This window comes from Leptobacterium meishanense, from assembly GCF_037645805.1.
In the GTDB taxonomy this organism is placed as follows: domain Bacteria; phylum Bacteroidota; class Bacteroidia; order Flavobacteriales; family Flavobacteriaceae; genus Leptobacterium_A; species Leptobacterium_A meishanense.
In genome coordinates this window covers 1-3,613 of the sequence record NZ_JBBEXE010000014.1, presented here as the reverse complement: position 1 = coordinate 3,613, position 3,613 = coordinate 1, and the positions used below count along the sequence as shown (strand labels likewise).

Here is a 3,613-nt window from a genome sequence, read left to right as displayed (position 1 = left end):
AGTTCTGTATTGGACATATCGCAGGTTACAGACAAGGGAGTATTACTGCCCAATGTGGCATTATTGAGTACAACGGATACGAGTCAGATCGTTGGTGTTTATCCCGACGGGCTGCTTATCTACAATACAGCTACGGCAGGCGTAGCCCCGAACGATGTCACCCCGGGCTATTACTATTGGGACGGGACAATCAATGCAGGTGCCGGAGGTTGGCTACGGTTTACAAACGCTAATGAACTTCAAGATTTAAGCATAGCGGGTGATGCTTTAAGCTTAACGGGCGACCCTACCGCTACCCCAATTGACCTGACCCCCTACTTGGACAACACGGATTCGCAAGACTTAAGTTTGACAGGCAACACATTGAGTTTAACCAACGATGGCACTCCGGTAGACTTGAGCGGTTATGTGAACACAGATGCACAGGATTTAAGCATAGCGGGTGATGCTTTAAGCTTAACAGGCGACCCTACCGCTACCCCAATTGACCTGACCCCCTACTTGGACAACACGGATTCGCAAGACTTAAGTTTGACAGGCAACACATTGAGTTTAACCAACGATGGCACTCCGGTAGACTTGAGCGGTTATGTGAACACAGATGCACAGGATTTAAGCATAGCGGGTGATGCTTTAAGCTTAACAGGCGACCCTACCGCTACCCCAATTGACCTGACCCCCTACTTGGACAACACGGATTCGCAAGACTTAAGTTTGACAGGCAACACATTGAGTTTAACCAACGATGGCACTCCGGTAGACTTGACCCCTTATTTAGACACCACAGGTGCGCAGAACGGGCTTAGCATGAATGGGAATAATGTAGAACTAGGAGGTGCATTAACCCAGGATAATACAACGATTACCTTTGCAGGCAAAAATCTTATTTATGATTTAAACGGAGCCGGGAATTTAAATATGAATTTAACAGGAACAGGAGATATTGATATTCAGGCAGCAGGAGCACCGGCATTTTTCATAAACCAAAATGGGCGGGTAGGTATTGGCACCAATACCCCTCAATCTAACTCTAAATTGCAGATAAACGGCCAACTAAGGATACTTGACGGTACAGAGGGCATAAACAAAGTACTCACCTCTGATGCTACGGGCTTGGCACAATGGAGAGACATAGGGGATATTGCCGGGATGTGGTCTTTAGCCGGGAATGCTGTTGCGGCAGGGCAGTTTTTAGGGACTACAAATAACGTAGGGTTGTTAATACGAACCAATAACATAAACCATCTATTGATAACAACAAATGGCCGGATAGAAATATACAATACTGGAGAATCGATCTTTATAGGGGACAATGCCGGGGAACGTGATGACAGGACACTAAATAAAAACACATATGTAGGACATGATGCAGGATTTTCAAACGTAATTGGCGAAAAAAATGTGGCAGTAGGATGGTCGGCACTAAAAACTACAGGCTTAGGAGATAACACGGCGATTGGTTATGCAGCGCTTCAGTTTAATCCTGGTGAAAATAATACGGCAGTGGGGTCCAATGCAATGGGAGGCAGTAATTCAGGGAATAGAAATACAGCCATAGGGGTTAGGTCGCTTAGTGTAGTAGGGGTACATGACAATGTAGCTGTTGGTTATGAGGCACTTAAAAATAATGTATATACCTCCGGTAATGTTGCGATAGGAAATGAAACGCTCCTTACACATGGAAATAATATAGCATCAGACCAAGGAGGACGTAATACTGTTATAGGACATGGAATAATGAAGAGTGTAGCACCAACTGCTTCCAATAGGGACAATGTAGCTGTAGGGTACAATGCGCTCCTTAATGCAAATTCTATAATACAAAATACCGTTATTGGCTCTGAGGCCGGTAGAAATATTCTTGGAGGGCATCAAAATATTGTTATTGGCTACAGGGCAGAAGCCCCCGATGGGAATACAAACCAACAATTGAGCATAGGCAACCTGATATATGGGACCGGGTTAAATGGGACCGGGGCTAGTGTGTCTAGTGGAAGGATAGGTATTGGCACCAAAGCCCCTGATGCTAAATTGCATGTAAGTGGAAGCATAAAAATTACCGGAGGGAACCCGGGGGAAGGTAAAGTGCTGACCTCTGATGCTAATGGCTTGGCACGTTGGGACAATGCTTCGTTAACAGCATGGAGCCTTACAGGGAACACTATAAGCACAACCCCCGGAACTCATTTTCTGGGAACTATTAACAGTCAACCTCTGTTAATACGGACCGATAATGTGGACCGGTTACGTATTACCAATAAAGGGCAATTAGAGGTATTAAATACCGCAGGGGCGGTTTTTCTGGGTCTTGAGGCCGGGCAAAATGATGCTTTAACGACCGGAAGTACTTTTATAGGGCGTTCAGCAGGAAAGGCCAATACTACGGGAAGTTTTAATGTAGCCATTGGCTATACAGCGTTGACCAATAATCAAACGGGATTAGAGAACATTGCTATTGGGTACCGTGCAATGCAGGACACTAATGCAGGAGCAGCAAGGTATAATGTGGCAATAGGTTCTAGTTCGATGTTAAATAATATTACCGGGAGCCAAAACATAGGGATAGGCAGGAATACTTTTTTGACCATGACAGATGGCACTAATAATGTGGCTATTGGTCAGGGGATTATGAACCAAGTGTTACCGGGAGCTACTGTTTCACAAAATACGGTAGTAGGGGTAGGCTCATTACAAGGGCTTAACTTTTCAGGATCGAGAAATATTGTTTTAGGGTTTAATTCAGGAGATGATATCATTGTAGGGAACAATAACATTCTTATAGGGAATGATTTAACAACAGGAGTAACCGGTGATCCTAGCAGTAGACTGGTTATAGGGAACCTGATTTATGGTACCGATGTCAGTGGTACCGGGGGAGCACTATCGCCCGGAAATGTGGGCATCAGTGTAAAAAACCCAACAGCTAAGCTAGAGGTAAACGGTAGCTTTCGCAATGATAATGGCTGGGCCTATTTAGGAGGACTTAATGCAAATGGATTATTTCCTGCTCCAGATAATGATACTCCAGGCCATATGGCAGTAGCCTATAATACAGTTCCTAACAGGAGAGATGTCTCTCTGTGGAATACACATATTCCGGGCAGTGTTATCTCAAACCGTATTGCGTTTACCTTTAACCAGCTCACAGCACCTGGAGTGGGAAGCCGGTTAATGTCCATTCAAGCAGATGGTTGGGTAGGGATTGGCACCGATACCAAAGGGGGAACTGAATTACTCCGTGTAAATGGGACTATACGGGCATCTTCAGCCACTATAGCTACGCCAGACTATGTATTTGACAACTATTATGAAGGGAAATCAGCCATAAAAGACGATTATGAGTTTAAAACCTTGGAAGAAGTAGAAGCTTTTATTAAGAAGGAAGGGCATTTACCGGGGATAGAATCTGCGGAAGCTATAAAAGCGAATGATAACAGTATTGATTTGGTAAATACCTCAATGAGCCAATTAGAGAAGATAGAGGAACTGTTTTTATATACCATAGAGCAGCACAAAAAGCAAGAGGCATTAGAAGCTGAGAATAAGGTGTTAAAATCTGAATTAACGGAGAGTCGAATAAAGATCAGGGAATTAGAAGGAGCGATAGAAGAGA

1 protein-coding gene is annotated in these 3,613 nt (G+C 44.1%); it reads left to right on the top strand.

What is annotated here, in order from left to right:
- Window positions 1-3,613, top strand: a 3,613-nt coding sequence (locus WBG21_RS11180; RefSeq protein ID WP_413789403.1) for a beta strand repeat-containing protein, incomplete at both ends; no start/stop codon positions are given.